This is a genomic window from Paenibacillus sp. VTT E-133291, assembly GCF_002264395.1.
GTDB classification, from domain to species: Bacteria; Bacillota; Bacilli; order Paenibacillales; family Paenibacillaceae; genus Paenibacillus_AQ; species Paenibacillus_AQ nitricinens.
Window position 1 is genome coordinate 1 of record NZ_NFVA01000208.1, and the last position, 1,440, is coordinate 1,440.

The following is a 1,440-nucleotide window of genomic DNA, read 5'->3' on the forward strand; positions in this document are numbered from 1 at the left end:
AACCGGAACCGCAGGAGTGACAGGAGCAACCGGAACAACTGGTGTAACTGGAGCAACGGGGCCGAATATTCAAGCTGAAGGATTCTCTGCATTCCTGCCAACTTTGTCAGTATCTAGTTCTTCCCAACTTACGGGCTGGACTGTGACTTCTCCGTTCTATTCTGATCCATCCTTTAGCCCAGTTACGGGAAATTACACAGTTCCGACGACAGGCAGATATTCTATTGAAGCAACTATTAATTATTCCACAACCGCTTCTATCTCAATAAGTCTTGGTAGTGGAATTAATCCAGCATTTATAGTTCAGAGAACATCTCCTACCGCAACAAATCTGGTAAGTGGATTATTTCCTGTGTTAGATGTCAATGTTGCGCTTCTTCTAGATTTGAGAGCTATTTTGGGGAGCGGGACTGTAACGCTGACTGGTGAGTTTGCTCTAACAGCAGGTGATGTTATTGGCTTGTTCTATGTGTCTAATGGTTTGACAGTTCCTTTGAATTTGGGCGGCGCCAACACAGCAGGTATAGTTTGGTCTGTTCATGAATTGACTTAAAAATTGTTCTCTAAGTTTCAATGTTCAAAGAGGGGGATAACCTGTAGCTGTAAGTATAGCTCATGGGTTATCCTCTGTTTTGATAACACAATATGTTGTGGGCTAGACGGAGAAAAGTGCTTTTAAGATTTGTAGTAGATTGAATTCTCATAGATTTACTAGTTTGCTCTGACAGTACTTAATATGTATAGCAGTGGCTTTTAATGGATGTCCACGCAATATTTCAAGATAAGAATATTACTATAAAGAGCCAGAAATTATGGACTGAAAAATATAATAGGCTCATCGTTAACAAATTTGGAGTAGATGGGAGGAATGATTATAGTAACGTTACAATTTTAAAAATTTATAGTGGACTATCTTGTTGTAGGGGTTTTTTGATCTAAAGATTTTAAGAGTATTTATAAATCTATTTGAATTGAAGAGGAGTTGAGAACTTGAGTTATTTATCTACTGGACCTATAGAAAACAATCTGGTAAGCGGTGAAAGACCTACTCAGCTTGTTACTATTAAACTGGTCAACCAGAGCGATGTCACTGCGTCGATAGTTCAAATCGAAGGCTACTATATGAACGGTACAAGAACGCTATATGTTAGTGAACTTCATACGGTGGGACCTAATGAAGTACAAACGAATGACTATTATGCAAATTTTGATTCATTCGAATTTATATTTACAACACCAACTCTAGTAGATGATCCAATTCAAGTCTCAGTTTGGGGAAAAAGTAGCACTGGCCAATTAGTGACTGCTCATCGGCTTGTCTACTCTGAATTGTATGGTGAAAATATAGGGATTAGAGGAGCCACTGGTGCAACCGGAGATACAGGAGCGACTGGAGCAACAGGAACAGCAGGAGCCACCGGAGCGACAGGAACAGCGGGA

At 39.9% G+C, this 1,440-nt stretch carries 2 pseudogenes; both read left to right on the plus strand.

What is annotated here, in order from left to right:
* A pseudogene (locus tag CA598_RS32560) lies at window positions 1-553 on the plus strand (collagen-like protein); the annotation flags it as partial.
* A gap of 437 nt (window positions 554-990) precedes the next feature.
* A pseudogene (locus CA598_RS32565) lies at window positions 991-1,440 on the plus strand (YVTN family beta-propeller repeat-containing protein); the annotation flags it as partial.